The 14,191-nt window shown below is 33.0% G+C and carries 14 protein-coding genes; 4 read left to right on the forward strand and 10 right to left on the reverse strand.

The window, feature by feature from the left end; all coding sequences use genetic code 11:
• Positions 1-38: 38 nt before the first annotated feature.
• A complete protein-coding gene (locus A6I66_RS11560; RefSeq protein WP_067149454.1) occupies positions 39-422 on the reverse strand; it encodes a helix-turn-helix domain-containing protein in 384 nt (127 codons plus the stop codon).
• A gap of 889 nt (positions 423-1,311) precedes the next feature.
• Here A6I66_RS11560 and A6I66_RS11565 point away from each other — a divergent pair.
• Positions 1,312-2,277: an IS110 family RNA-guided transposase gene (locus A6I66_RS11565; protein ID WP_084399660.1), complete on the forward strand. Its 966-nt coding sequence runs from the start codon at positions 1,312-1,314 to the stop codon at positions 2,275-2,277.
• A gap of 39 nt (positions 2,278-2,316) precedes the next feature.
• Here A6I66_RS11565 and A6I66_RS11570 read toward each other — a convergent pair whose 3' ends face one another.
• The 9 genes from A6I66_RS11570 to A6I66_RS11605 all read right to left on the reverse strand — a co-directional run bounded on the left by A6I66_RS11570 (position 2,317) and on the right by A6I66_RS11605 (position 8,620).
• Positions 2,317-2,799, reverse strand: a complete 483-nt coding sequence (locus tag A6I66_RS11570) for a DinB family protein (protein ID WP_067149456.1) — start codon at positions 2,797-2,799, stop codon at positions 2,317-2,319.
• 142 nt (positions 2,800-2,941) lie between these two features.
• Positions 2,942-3,214, reverse strand: coding sequence for an integrase core domain-containing protein (locus tag A6I66_RS16510; RefSeq protein WP_084399645.1), 273 nt, complete (start codon positions 3,212-3,214; stop codon positions 2,942-2,944).
• Positions 3,215-3,244: 30 nt separating this feature from the next.
• Positions 3,245-3,718 carry a DDE-type integrase/transposase/recombinase gene (locus A6I66_RS16515; RefSeq protein WP_084399647.1) on the reverse strand — a complete coding sequence of 158 codons (474 nt, stop codon included), beginning with the start codon at positions 3,716-3,718 and terminating at the stop codon, positions 3,245-3,247.
• Positions 3,719-3,738: 20 nt separating this feature from the next.
• A complete protein-coding gene (locus A6I66_RS11580; RefSeq protein WP_067149458.1) occupies positions 3,739-4,197 on the reverse strand; it encodes a helix-turn-helix domain-containing protein in 459 nt (152 codons plus the stop codon).
• Positions 4,198-4,403: 206 nt separating this feature from the next.
• On the reverse strand, positions 4,404-5,873 hold the full coding sequence (locus A6I66_RS11585; protein ID WP_067149460.1) for a S41 family peptidase: 1,470 nt from the start codon (positions 5,871-5,873) through the stop codon (positions 4,404-4,406).
• A complete protein-coding gene (locus A6I66_RS11590; RefSeq protein WP_067149462.1) occupies positions 5,863-6,564 on the reverse strand; it encodes a DUF4386 domain-containing protein in 702 nt (233 codons plus the stop codon). Before A6I66_RS11590 ends, A6I66_RS11585 begins: the two co-directional genes overlap by 11 nt.
• A 78-nt stretch (positions 6,565-6,642) precedes the next feature.
• Positions 6,643-7,215, reverse strand: coding sequence for a Crp/Fnr family transcriptional regulator (locus tag A6I66_RS11595; protein WP_067149464.1), 573 nt, complete (start codon positions 7,213-7,215; stop codon positions 6,643-6,645).
• A 152-nt stretch (positions 7,216-7,367) separates the two neighbouring features.
• Complete coding sequence (locus A6I66_RS11600) at positions 7,368-8,216, reverse strand: IS3 family transposase (protein WP_067149466.1); 849 nt, start codon at positions 8,214-8,216, stop codon at positions 7,368-7,370.
• The gene (locus tag A6I66_RS11605; RefSeq protein WP_067149468.1) at positions 8,162-8,620 is read right to left on the reverse strand and encodes a helix-turn-helix domain-containing protein; all 459 of its coding nucleotides are present in this window, start codon (positions 8,618-8,620) and stop codon (positions 8,162-8,164) included. Before A6I66_RS11605 ends, A6I66_RS11600 begins: the two co-directional genes overlap by 55 nt.
• A 403-nt stretch (positions 8,621-9,023) precedes the next feature.
• Here A6I66_RS11605 and A6I66_RS11610 point away from each other — a divergent pair, with 403 nt between their 5' ends.
• The 3 genes from A6I66_RS11610 (at position 9,024) to A6I66_RS11620 (ending at position 14,098) form a co-directional block, all read left to right on the forward strand.
• Positions 9,024-9,995: an IS110 family RNA-guided transposase gene (locus A6I66_RS11610; protein WP_067149469.1), complete on the forward strand. Its 972-nt coding sequence runs from the start codon at positions 9,024-9,026 to the stop codon at positions 9,993-9,995.
• 241 nt (positions 9,996-10,236) lie between these two features.
• The gene (locus A6I66_RS11615; protein ID WP_067149471.1) at positions 10,237-12,096 is read left to right on the forward strand and encodes a cytochrome-c peroxidase; all 1,860 of its coding nucleotides are present in this window, start codon (positions 10,237-10,239) and stop codon (positions 12,094-12,096) included.
• A 1-nt stretch (position 12,097) separates the two neighbouring features.
• On the forward strand, positions 12,098-14,098 hold the full coding sequence (locus A6I66_RS11620; RefSeq protein WP_067149473.1) for a cytochrome-c peroxidase: 2,001 nt from the start codon (positions 12,098-12,100) through the stop codon (positions 14,096-14,098).
• Positions 14,099-14,191 lie beyond the last annotated feature (93 nt).

The raw sequence follows: 14,191 nt of genomic DNA on the forward strand, positions 1-14,191 counted from the left end.
CGCCTGTTTACTTAGCCCGAGGCATTGATAGAGCCATTTTATTTTGAAAGGCCTTTGCGCTTTTTCTCTATCTCTTTTACTAATGCTTCGGGCAAGTACTTTTTTGAAAGATGTTCTCCTGTAATGTTCTCGAAGTCGGCAATGACATCCTGCTGAAATTCTTTTACGAATTCCAGTTCTTCTATGCGTTCCTTGAGTTTTTTGATCTGGTCGTTCTTGCTCATAATATTGGATTTATCTTCGAAGTTACTCAATTTCTTGATCCAATACTCAATGGAGCTTCGGGAAATCTTGTACTTATTTGACGCATGATTTACGGAGATCTGTCCATTTGCAATTTCATCAATTATCGAAAGTTTCATATCGAAACTTACTTTTTGATACTTCTTTTTTCGGCAGGAGCGGTTCTTTGATGTTTCCATAGTTAACTAAAAGTGTTTAATTTTTAGTCAACCTATTTTAGGACGAGACGGGGGGCAAAATTGGCTACAACGGTTATGTGTAAGGTGCGTTGCGACTAAGAAGTTAGGATTTCCGTATGGAAATCCGAAGTTTCAAAAGTAGACAGCACATTACTTTAAACACTAAAGTAAGCAATGCGTTTTACACTGTGTTGTGTATAGCGCTTTTTTTATCCGTATTTTGCTTTAAATCTCTAAAATTAAGGCATTTTTAAAAGATTTTTTGAGGAGAGATTTGCCGTGAAACTTGCGTATTACTTATCACGATTTTTGGAATATTTTATTTTTTAAACATCTATTTTTTTATAACGTGATTTACAGCTCAGATTTTTAATCAGCCGTAACAGTTGAGCTAAATTGGAGTCCGAAATCGTTTGAGTAAGCAGAATCCAATTTTTGAGCTTTTTTAAGAGACTTTTTAGCGTTTTTAGAGTCGGAATTACCTAATATTTGCGCACTGCTATTGTCCGAAATCACCTGAGTGAGCAGAATCCCATTACGTAATACTTTTTAGAGTTTGTTTTCGCTTAGATTCCAGGAGAATTGCTTCTCTAGTTTTTTTGATAAAATTAGAGTTTTTAGCGTAAGATATTCAGGAATTGCGTGTTGTAGGGTAGGAGTGAGTCGTTATACACGGCTTAAGTTTGTAATTCACTAAATTTATATAATAATCAGAAAGAACAAAAGAGTGCATTAAGGTTACTATATACGGTGAAGCTTTAGACTTCGGCAACATTGATAATCCGCACTCTTTTACTACTTAAACTTCGTTCAGTTCTGTGAGACCTAGATCTTGTTTTCAAGTTGTTGAAATATGAGTAGCGTTGTTCTTTCCAAATTTCAAGTTGTTATGACTAAAGATAGAAAAATTTATGGTATTGACATTAGTAAATCTGTGTTTGATATTTACAATCAAGACATAGGACATTATCAGTTAAAGAACGATGAAAAGGGTTTTAAAAAACTACTAAAAAGTTTATCAAAAGATGCTTTGGTAGTGATGGAAGCTACGGGATATTATCATTACAGATTAGCCCAGTTTTTATATAAAAAAGGGGTTTTCGTTTCAGTTGTAAATCCCTTGTCAGTAAAACGTTTTATTCAAATGAAACTAGCAAAAGTAAAAACAGATAAGAGTGATGCTAAATCTATTTGTGAGTATGGTATCTTTAATGAAGTCCCGTTGTACAATGCTCTAACAGATGTTCAAGCAGAATGTTTACAGCTTTTTAGGTTATTGGATAGTTACGTAAAAAAGAGTACAGCTACCAAAAACAAGCTTCATGGCGAAGAAACACTAGGGGTTCCATCCAAAACGGTTTATCGCTCGTTAAAACGAAACTTAGGACATTTAAAGAAAGAGATTTTAATACTAGAAAAACGCTTATTAGAATTAGTAAAACAAGACCAACAAGAGCAATTAACTATATTACAAACCATACCAGGAATAGGCTTAAAAACAGCTTTGTTTTTAATCGTAGTAACGGATGGATTTAAAAAGTTTGAAACAGCATCACAGCTATGTAGTTATGTAGGAATTACACCAACAATTCGAGAATCAGGAAGCAGTGTACGAGGTCGAAGTAGAATTAGTAAAGTAGGCAATAAGAAATTAAGGAATCTTGTGTTTTTAGCAGCCTTTTCGGCCTATAAATATAACCGAGCATGCAAAGCCTTATTTGATAGAATTGTAGCTAAAGGAAAGAGTGCAAAACTAGCGTTAATAGCCGTAGCGAATAAGTTGCTAAAACAGGCCTTTGCTATTGCAAAAAGCGGATTGCCTTATGATGAAAACTATGTTTCAAAATTAGCTTAAAATTGCTTGTTTTTTAACTCAGTTCTTTGTTGTAAGCAGTTATTTATTTGGATTTTCGTTCTTAAGTCGCTTTTTTATTAGGATTATTTGTCCGAGATGATAGTAAGTATGTTCTATCATTGCATCAATATTCCTATAATAAGTTCCATATTTTTCGTCAACAAAGTTGTCTTTTAATTTTTCGTCAGTCATATTTTCAACAAGGTTGATGAACTTTTCAGAATCAGAGCAAAACCTTTTCACTAAATTTCTCCAGTCTTGTTCTGATTTAATTGGTGGCGAGTCAAAACTAAATTTGTCTTTAATATCAAGAGTTCCACCTTCAAGCACTTTTGTCACTCCAGCGATATAATAATGTAGATGAAATGTCAAGTCAGCAATAGTATTAAAATCCTCAACTTTTTGAATAGCTTTATTCCAGTCCAAATCATAAATTTGCTCTTTAAAATTAGTTCCTACAACCCACTTTCCTTCCGTGAAAATTTCTTTAAGACGATTTGTCAAATATTCATTTAATTTCATTTTTTTTACTAAATTTTATTTCGAAATCCGAGCTGCTGCATTATACTGAAATAGGTTGACCTTTTTTGTTACTATTTACACGTTCAAAAGATTTTTTTTAGCCGTTTAGAAGGCAAAAAAATAGTTTGAACTAGGTCTGTTCTTAAATCGTTAGTTCAGGTAAATTTACATTATTTTTCCGATAGGATTTGTATTTGATATTTGGATTAATGTGTACTTCGGCTGGTTTTCTTAGATCCAGGCTAAAATGTGTTCTTAAATTGTTATAAATATATACAGCTTGCTGGGTCATTTTTTGAGCCAGATCAGTGTTCTTAATGGTTTGTTTTAAACCATATTCGTATTTAAGTGTTCTGTTAATTCTTTCAGCTATAGCATTTTCGTAGGGATCATATTGTTCAGTCATCATACTCATTGTAATGTTGTTTCGCTCTGCAAATTCGGTTTATTTAGGATTACAGTATTGAAAACCTCTATCAGAATGATGAATAAGCTTCTCCTTAGGGTATTTTCTATTTTTAATAGCCATGGCTAGCGCATCTTTACAAAGTGATGTTTTCATATGGTTGTCGAGTTTGTAGCCCATAATCTGTTTAGAATAAGCATCTGTAACTAAAGCTAAATAGTTATGTCCATTTTGAGTTTTAATATAGGTTATATCGCTTACCCAAAGTTGTTCTGGTCGAGTAGGAACGTGGTCTTTTACCAGGTTTTTATATTTTTTGTATATGTGATTAGAATTGGTTGTTGTGATATAGTTTTTTGTTTTTGTCACTAGCAGTTTATTAAGTCTCAAGAAGCTGAAGAACTTGTCTCTACCAATTTTAATACCAGCGTTTATAAAATCTTGTTTAAGCTCAGTATGTAGTTTTATTCCACCAGTTTTAGAGCCTACTTTTTTACGGTAGTCTTTAACCATATCGGTTAGTTTTTGATGATCTATTTGTTGTTTTTTTTGCGCTTTGAGTCTTTTGTAGAAGGCTTGTTTAGAGATCCCAAAACATTGATAGAGCCATTTTCTTTTAAAATGTTTTTCTTCTTTAGTTCTATCTCTTTTGCTAATGTTTCGGGCAATGACTTTTTTGACATATCGACGCCTGTAATGAGTTCCATATCAGCGATTATATCTTGCTGAAAGTCCTTTACAAACTCTAGTTCTTCAATTTTTTCTTTAAGTTTCTTTATTTCGTCGTTTTTACTCATACCTGTATTTTGTTGCTCTAAGGTACTGTATTTTCTAATCCAATATGAAATAGTTGTTCTAGGAACATCATATTTTTTAGATGCAAAGTTTGTAGAAATCTGACCATTCTGAATTTGGTCAACGACGAATAATTTGAGTTCTAAAGTTGCTTTTTTGTAGCTTTTTTTTCGCCAGTGTTCTTTTTGTGCTTTCATAAGTGACTATCATTAAGTGATGAATTTTTAGTCAACCTATTTCAGGAAAGTACATTTTTCGCTTTGCACATAACGGTTAGTATATGAAAAGTAGGCGATTTCTAAGCACCCAACTTTCGGCTAAGCACAAAGTTTGATACGAGCCAAAAGTCTTTATTTTATTACTGTTTCGCCTATTTTTTATATACATTGTTACCACACGTTTTTTATTGCTCACTTAAATGCTTCACTACATAATCCAATTGACTGTCTTTTCCATTGATTAAATCTTGTACTGTTAGCTTAACTTCAATATCGGGTAATATACCACTTCCTTTTGGAACAGAGTTATCAAGAACATATTTATCAATTTTTACAAATGGCATACGTACCATTATTTTAGAATTTGGAAGTTCATATAAGGCAGAATATTGAGCCGTATGGAAATAGTAGCCCCCTCCAGTCTCTTCACCTACAAGAGTTATGTTTTTGTCGTTCTTAGTACTCAAAGCAAAAGCACTAGCTGCTGAAAATGTATTTCCTCCTATTAGAACATACACTTTCCCTTTGAATGTTTTTTTATAAGAAATCATTTCTGCTTGAGCGTGGTCTTCTGTTATTATCCACCGCTCATCCTCTTTTTTAGCTAAAGCAAAATACATTTCGAAGAATTCAGTATAATCAGACATTGTATGAATAATATATTTTTCTTGAGGTAACTCATTTGTAACAGCACTTTCTGATACTCTTTGCTTAAAAGGCTCATTCGTCAAAAAAGAGTACAAGTTTATGGCATTGATTCTGAATCCACCAATGTTTTGCCTTATGTCTATTATTAAGCTTTCAGCTTTCTTCTTCTTCTTAATTTCTTTAAATAAATCAATCAGCTTGGACTTAAATTCTTGTGGGTCTAAACCAAATGAATTCACAGTTAGAACTGCAGTATTTATGGAGTCTATATAATAAACAAATGGCAATTTTTCAGCTATTCTTTTTTTAAAATACCCAACTCGACTAGTATCTTGATGATATGGTGCAAAGTGAGAATTTCTATTAGGGTATCGGCTACCGATGCTTTCAAATGACTTTGGAGCAATTATATTTGTTTTCACTTCACCGTCTGCGGTCGTGCATTTTACAGAATAACTTTTTTTACTTCCATATTCGTAAAAATGAAGTATCCCAAATTCTTTTTCTATTTGGCGGTATTTCTTTGTTAGGTTAAAACCATCTGATGGTGCATACTTCAATAAGTCGTTTAAAATAGTTTGAGAAGGTTTGCTATTAATAGCCGTTATTTCTGCACCTAAAGGAATCCCAAAATCATCTGTATCAGTATATAGTTTTCCATTTATGATTTTTAATAATAAAGGGAATAACGGAGGAACTGTGTCCATTTTTGGGTGGTGTATTATTAAATGTCCATCCTTCGCATTGTCAGCAATAGATGTGAAATACTTAAATAAGTCATTTGACGTTTCCACCTCTTTGATTCCTTTTTGTTCAAATGTCCTAAAAATGTTATCCCACTCGGTTTTTGAAGTATATTCATATAAACTTGGATGTCCAGTTGTTATAATTTCTTTAAAAATGGTATAGTCTTCTAAAACTTGGTCTTGGGATAGTTTGTTTTGCCCAAAAGAGTAAAAAGATAACAAAAGTATTATGAATGTGGTTGTGCAATATTTAGTTTTCATTTCTTTCAGTAATAAAATTTATAATATTTGAATCAAAACCCTTAGCAATCAACCATATTGCTAAAGTTATCTCCAACAATGCTGTAGGGAAGGCTAATGAGATATAAGTAGGAGTAATGATGTCTATAACCCCAAACAGGAGTAGTAAACTTGCGATAATTCCACTTAGCACAGTAGCAATAAGTCCCCAAACTGATAGACATCTTGGAATCAATTTTGATTGATACAAAATAGCATAGAACATTAGGTTCCCCACACTCAGAATTAAGGGCATTGCCACATGGTTGATTAAATCTCTACCAGACCGTAATATAGTATCTAAGGTTTGAAAGTGTGATAAATCTGGGCTTCCTGTTTTTACAAATTCTTGACTTAAGACTAATAACAAAAGTATGCTCAACCAACCTACGAAAATAAATGCCACAGCAATACTTCTGAAAACAAGGAAGCCAATGGATAGACCCGTGTTAAATTTTTTAAGTATGGTGTATAGTATGATAGGAATGCTTGCATAAATAAGGGCTAAAATGAATTGCATAAAAGCTCTAATTAATATAGCATTTGAATGGATATAAACACTTTCAAGATTACCCATTTCATCAATAACTGGGTCAATACTCAAAACCCCTACAAGTATGCTAAGAATTAATAATATTCCAACTGCAATTGATTTCTTTCTGATTGTGTCCATGATATTTCACTCTTTAAAATTTCCACAAAAATAACATGGTGTTATTTTGAACTCATTGACTTAAGTTAAGAAATCAATTTATTCATATACTATTCTCTTCCTGATTCGGCTTAACGACTCTGGTGTAATTCCTAAGTAGCTAGCTATTTGATATTGAGAGACTCTTTGAAGTAAATCGGGTTTTGTTTTAAGTAAATTTAAATAGCGTTCTTCTGGGGTGGATGTTTTAAATTCAGTAAAAGATTCTTGTTGCTTTGTTAATATTACTTCAGCTATTACTCTTGATAAGGATTCTAATTGTGGGTACTTTTGATACATTTCATTTTCTATGGTTGGATTTCCCACATTCACAACTGTATCTTCTATACATTCTAAGTAATACCGAGAAGGTGTTGATTTTCCATAATTTGCGGGTGTGACAACATCTTCTTCCGTATAAAACTCTATGGTTTTTTCTTCGCCATCTTTCAAAAAATAACTCCTAATACACCCATCTAATATGAAATAACATTCATTCGAAAAACTGCCCTCTTTAAGTAAAATAGTTCCTTTTTTATAGGTTTTAAAAAAAGCACTTTCGTTTACTGCATTCTCTAATTCCTTTGTAATTGAAGTGTATTTTGAGAGGTATTTCAATATTTTACTTTCCAAAATCTGATTCTTTTCTATTTAATATATTCATAGTAGGTGATGTTTGTATTATACTGAAATAGGTTGACCTTTTTTTATATTAATTCGACACGTTCAAAAGATTTTTTTTAGCCGTTTAGAAGGCAAAAAAATAGTTTGAACTAGGTCAGTTTTTAAATTGTTAGTTCGAGTAAATTTACATTATTTTTTCGATAGGATTTGTATTTGATGTTCGGATTCAAATGTACTTCAGCAGGTTTTCTGAGTTCCAGGCTAAAATGCGTTCTTAAATTGTTGTAAATATAGACAGCTTGCTCGGTCATTTTCTTGGCTATATCTGTATTTTTAATAGTTTGTTTGAGCCCATATTCATATTTAAGAGTCCTGTTGATTCTTTCAGCCACCGCGTTTTCGTATGGGTCGTACTGTTCTGTCATGCTCATTGTGATGTTGTTGCTCTCTGCAAAGTCTGTATACTTAGGGTTGCAGTACTGGAAGCCTCTGTCGGAGTGGTGTATGAGCTTTTGTTTTGGGTATTTTCTATTTTTAATAGCCATAGCGAGTGCCTCTGTACAAAGTGATGTTCTCATATGGTTATCGAGTTTATAGCCCATTATTTGCTTAGAATACGCATCTGTTACTATAGCTAAATAGTTATGTCCATTCTCTGTTTTAATGTAAGTTATATCACTAACCCAAAGTTGTTCAGGGCGGGTAGGAACTTGGTTTTTCACGATGTTTTTATATTTTCTGTACATGTGATTAGAGTTTGTTGTGGTGATATAGTTTTTTCGTTTAGGCACCAGTAAATTATTAAGTCTTAAAAATTGATAGAACTTGTCTCTGCCAATTTTAATATTGGCGTTTACAAAGTCTTGTTTAAGCTCCGTATGTAGTTTAATTCCACCCGTATTTGAGCCTACTTTTTTACGATAGTCCTTTACCATTTTGATTATTTTTTGATGGTCTAGGTATTGTTTTTGTTGGGTTTGTTGTCTTTTGTAGAAAGCTTGTTTAGAGATCCCAAAACATTGGTAGAGCCATTTTCTTTTATACGGTCTTTCTTCTTTCGCTCTATCTCTTTTGCTAATGTTTTGGGCAGCGACTTTTTTGACATATCAACCCCTGTAATGAGTTCCATATCAGCAATAATGTCTTGCTGAAAGTCTTTTACAAATTCCAGTTCTTCAATCTTTTCCTTTAACTTTTTAATTTCATCGTTTTTACTCATACCAGTATTTTGTTGTACTAAGGTACTGTATTTTCTCAACCAATAGTTAATAGTAGTTCTAGGAACATCATATTTTTTAGAGGCGAAGTTGGTAGAGATTTGACCGTTTAAAATTTGGTCAACGACTAAAAGTTTAGTTTCTAATGTTGCTTTTTGATAGCTTTTTTTTAGCCAGTGTTCTTTTTTTGATTTCATAAGTGACTATAATTAAATGATTAATTTTTAGTCAACCTATTTCAGGAAAGTACTGGGTCAAAATGACGCACAACGGCTTCGTGTATGATTAGTGGCGTGATTTAGCACCGAATTTAGCAAATAAAAACCGAATAGAATATTCCGCAGGAATATTCGTAAGCAAGCTCGACCTAGCCATTAATTATACACGTCTTAAGTTTACAATCTATTAAATTTAGAGTATTAATCAGAAAGAACAAAAGAGAGGATTAAGGTTATTATACACGTAGAAGCTTAAGACTTCGTCAACATTGAAAATCCCCTCTCTTTTCTACACAGATTTCGTACAGTTCTATGAGGCTTTGGACCTCGCTTTAAAGTCGTTGAAACTCGCGTAGGTTGTCCTTTCAAAAAACATTTTCTTATGAATAAAGATATTAAATATTTTGGTATCGACATCAGCCATTTGGTTTTTGATGTCACCGATTCTCAAGGTAATTATTACCAGTTTAAAAACACGATTTCAGGCTTTAAAAACTTTGCTAAACTTCTATCAGCAAACAGTCATTGTGTTATGGAAGCCACAGGTTATTACCATTATCAATTGGCTTATTATTTACTAGAGTCAGGGACAAAAGTATCGGTCGAAAACCCATTGGCGGTAAAACGGTTTATACAGATGGGACTCTCAAAGGTAAAGACCGACAAGAGCGACTCAAGACTTATCTGTGCATACGCACAGCATGTAGAGTTGAAGCTTTGGAAAGGTAATTCCAAGAATGAGCTAGAGTGTTTGCAGATCGTCAGGACCTTATCTGTATACACCAAACAGAGCACCATGCTAAAGAACAAATTGCATGGTGAGGCCGTTTTGGGAGAGCCGAGCAAATTGGTTGTAAGGTCATTGAAACGAAACTTGAAACAATTAGAAAAAGAGATGAAAACCTTGGAAGATCAACTCCTGCTGTTGGTCAGACAAGTACATCAAGATTTATTGACACGCTTGGAGACCATACCAGGAATAGGAAGAAAGACAGCCATAATGTTGGTGGTTCTAACAGGTGGTTTTGATCGATTCACCAGTGCGGGCGAATTGTGCAGTTATGCAGGTTTAACACCAGTGATAAGACAAAGTGGAAGCAGTATCAATGGACGGGCAAGAATAAGCAAAATAGGCAACCAGAAACTGAGAAACTTATTGTTTATGTGCAGTTTTAATGCTTGTAAATACAACAAGGCTTGTAGGGATTTATACGAGCGGATAGTAGCCAAGGGAAAGAGCAAAAAACTAGCCTTGATTGCAGTGTACAATAAGTTGTTAAAACAGGCCTTTGCTATAGCAAAATCAGGATTGATATATGATGATAATTACAGAAGTACTTTAGTGAAAAATTAAGGAGATTTTACTTGTTTTTTACCACAGTACTTCTTAAGTTAGCATTTTAATAAAAGCAGTAATTTTAAACCAGTATTAGAAAATTAAGCAGTTCTAATATGGGGAAGCTTACAGTAATTGATAGTTCTAATATTTTTTATTTAAAATTATTGCTATTCCTTAATATAAACATTTCTTAACATAAAGATGACTGCTAGGTGGTATGTCAAGAATACATTTGCTCGTTAATAAAAATAGGTAAATGGTTAAATCGTTATCTCTTATAGGGCTTTTTTTAGTTCTTATTATTGGAGCACTTTTAATAGGAACGTTGCTCGCATTTCAATCTAAAAAGGAGGTAAGTTTTTTAGATACTTTTATTCAGAACGAACTCCTTAAAACGAACAAAGTTTTTTTGGAGATGGATGCTATTGCTGAAATGCATCAACAAGGAAGCGCTACCGCAGAAAATTTAAAACAAGCTGTTACCAAATCGAGGTTACAATACAAAAGAATTGAGTTTTATTTAGCTTACCATTACCCAGAATATGTCAAGAAACACATTAATGGTGCTCCATTATTACGTTTAGAATTAGAGAATTCAAAGTCTATTATAGACCCAGAAGGACTTCAAACTTTAGATGAAATCGTACATACTGAAAACCTTAAGGAAAATAGTAACACCATTTTAGGTCTTACCAAACGATTAAATAGTAACTATTTAACTTTATATGATCGTATTTATTACGAGCCTATACAAAAAGAAAACACCATAGATTTAATGCGTTTGCAACTTATAAGAATCTATACCCTTGGCCTTGTAGGCTTTGATACCCCAGGGTCTTTAAATGCGATACAGGAATCAAAGTATTCTTTAGAAGGGATGAAGTCTTTTTTTAATGGTGTATTCTTAAGTCATAAATCGGTTAAGAATTACAAAATATGTATAGATCTCTTTAATTCATCTATTAGCTACTTAAACCGGAACAATAATTTTAATAATTTTAATCGATTGGAGTTTTTAAAAGAGTATCTCGATCCTTTATATAAAGCGTTAAAATATTTTCAGGCAAAAAATTCCAACAAAAATTTAAAACATGTTAGTTCATGGAATAGAGATAGCGAATCTATCTTTGATGCTAATTTTTTAGATCCTTATAGTTTTACCGAGCTAACAAGAGATGAAGACAGTCAAGCATTAAGAAATCTCGGAGAAAAGTTATTTTATGATACTCGTATTAGTAGTCAGAATAATATGAGTTGCGCTAGTTGTCATCAGCCAGAAAAAGCATTTACAGATGGCTTGACAAAATCTCTAAGTAATATTCAAGGCAAAACCGTGTTAAGAAATGCTCCCACATTACTAAATGCCGTATATGCCGATCGTTTTTTTTATGATTTACGAGCATTTTCTTTAGAGCAACAGGCGGAGCATGTTATTTTTAATCCATCAGAGTTTAATACCGCTTACAGTTCTATTTTAGAAAAGTTAAAAACTAAGGGCACTGGGTATACCGAAGATTTTGACAAAGTGTTTGGAGAAAAAAGTATTAGCCGAAATAATATTTCTAAGGCGCTCTCATCGTATGTATTGTCCTTAAGTTCTTTTAATAGTGAATTTGATAAATATGTTAGAGGAGAAGTTAAAGAAATTTCAGAAGAGATTAAAGAAGGTTATAATTTATTCATGGGTAAAGCCAACTGTGCAACTTGCCACTTTGCACCTACTTTTTCAGGTCTTATACCACCCTTATACAATGAAAATGAAACAGAAATACTCGGTGTACTAAAAGTGGAGAATCAGCCAGGGGAAGGGGTTGACGCCGACCAGGGGAGAGTTTTAAATGGGATTTACAAAGAGGAAGCTTGGATTTACGAGAAATCCTTTAAAACCACTACTGTTAGAAACACATTATATACCGCTCCTTTTTTTCATAACGGAGCTTATAGTTCTTTAGAAGAGGTTGTAGAATTTTATGATCAAGGAGGAGGTGCAGGTCTTGGCCTAAATGTAGCTAATCAAACATTGTCTCCTGATGCATTGCTATTAAGTGATCAGGAGAAATCTAGTTTAGTAGCCTTCATGAAATCGTTAAGCGATAACCCAGCGTTAATAAAATAGCATGAAATTTTCTGGTAAAATCTTCCTAAAACCCATATGTTTCTTAATATTTTCGATACTAGTTGGGTATGAACTGTATGGATTTATTGTCAAGGAAAATCAAACCTATGGTTTAGATAATTATAACCCGTACTATAAGACTTTTATTGACAAAGAGGTAATTATCTTAGGGAAGCAAATTGAAACACTGCAATCTGTCGCTAGGGATTTAGATTCTACCCAGAGCTCATTAAATGAGGTTAAAAATCAATGTGTTCACACGAGAAAAGCCTTTAAAAGATTAGAAGGTATATTAAGCTATTATTTTCCTAAGCATGTAAATGCATATATAAATGGAGCTCCACTTGATCATGTGTCTCCATTGCCAACGAGTAAGGATTTTGAAAAAGCGAGCTATTATCTAGGTTCCATAGATGATTATAAAAACTCTTTGCCTTTAGATATGCTGGAAGCAGGGCATTATAGTGGAGAAACCTTTACTATTTTAGCACCAGAGGGATTACAGCGCATCGACGAATTACTGTTTGTAGGAGGTGGATATAGGGCGAAATCAGAATTAGTAGATCTTACAGGACGACTCAATGCTTCGTTCAAAATATTGAAAAACACGGTACTTTTAAGAAAGTATTATTTTGATTTTGAAATTATTGAATCTTCAAGGTTAGACTTAATTCGAATACTTAGTAAAGGCATAACTGGATTTGATACTCCTGGATCCTTAAATGCTATTGAAGAAGCGTCAGTTTCATTACAGGGTTTGGAAGAGATTTTAAAACCATTAATAGATGCCAGTTCCACATATAAGAAAAGCTTGAAAGATCGGTTCAGCGGTGCACAAAAATTTATTAAAAAGAATAGGGATTTTGATACCTTTGATAGATTAACTTTTATAAAATCTTATTTAAATCCCCTGTATAAGGAACTCCTATTACTTCAGCAGGAATTAGATATACCAAGTTCAGCCGAAAAGTATAACCAGACTGCATCTTGGAATGCTCAAAGTGTGAATGTTTTTGCTAACGATTTTCTAAATCCCTACTACTACAGTATTTTAAAAAATAAAGATGACAGCTCGGAATTAAGACAATTGGGCAAAAAATTATTTTTCGATAAAAACTTAAGTCATAGTCAAACGGTTAGCTGTGCATCATGCCATAATCCTAAATTGGCATACTCAGATGGAGAGAGGACTTCAAAATCAAGCATAATAGGAGAGACCTTAACAAGAAATGCACCATCATTAATAAATTCAATTTTTTCAGATCGCTATTTTTACGACCTAAGAGCTTTCGACTTGGAAAATCAAGTAGAGCATGTAATTGTTAATCATTTAGAGTATAACACCAATATCGAAGCGATTGTGGGAAAAATAAATAAGGATGATGCATATCAAGAGGATTTTAAAAACATATATCAATCACAATCTATTAATCGATATCAGCTTTCAGCTGCATTAGCTTCCTACGTTATATCCTTAAGATCATTTAATAGTGATTTCGATAAATATATGCGAGGCGAGATTTCCAGCCTAAATTCAAATGTAAAAAGAGGTTTTAATTTGTTCATGGGAAAAGCGAATTGTGCTACTTGTCATTTCGCACCTACTTTTAGCGGCTTAATACCTCCTTTATATCAAGAAAATGAAAGTGAAGTTTTAGGTGTTTTAAAAAAACCTGGTTCTTTTATTGTCGATTCAGATCCGGGTCGTATAAATAATGGGGTAGATAAGGATAATCAAGAAATTTTTAATAAATCTTTTAAAACCACAACAGTTCGTAATACAACTTTAACGGCTCCGTATTTTCATAATGGAGCATATAACTCATTAGAGGAGGTACTTGAGTTTTATAACTTGGGAGGCGCGCAAGGGATAGGATTATATTATGAAGTGCCAAACCAAACTTTGGCTTCAGAACCTTTAAATTTAACAGATGATGAAATACAAGATATTATTGCTTTTATGACTGCATTAAACGATATTAACGTTGATATTTCTTACTAATTTTTTTTATTAACTAATTGTAACTAAAAGCAATGTATTGTTAACTTAAATTTCATGAGTTAAAAGTTGTATGTGGTCTTGGGGTGTTGTTTT

Source organism: Pseudotamlana agarivorans, assembly GCF_001642835.1.
GTDB lineage: Bacteria > Bacteroidota > Bacteroidia > Flavobacteriales > Flavobacteriaceae > Pseudotamlana > Pseudotamlana agarivorans.